We start from the raw sequence: 215 nt of genomic DNA, 5'->3' as shown, positions 1-215 counted from the left end.
GGGTTTTACGTTTAATCCAATACCAACCGATGGCGCAACCATAGATGCAACTAACGGAACGGTAACTAATGGACTTTCAGGAACCACATATACGATAGAATACACGAGTCCAGGAACCTGCGGAACAAGTAGCACACAAATGGTAACTGTTTTAACCTCCGGGAATGCTTCTTTTACTATGACTGCAACTTGTGATGGCGGAACCGCAAATATTA

General features: G+C 43.3%; 1 protein-coding gene. It reads left to right on the top strand.

All coding sequences use genetic code 11. The annotated features are described in order from the left end of the window. Positions 1 to 215 (top strand): hypothetical protein (locus ACVCZW_RS02855; RefSeq protein WP_452231603.1); only part of this gene is annotated, 215 nt, incomplete at both ends.

The organism is Lacinutrix sp. MEBiC02595 (assembly GCF_053601555.1).
The sequence above is the reverse complement of the archived record's forward strand: the minus strand, read 5'-3'. Positions and strand labels throughout refer to the sequence as shown.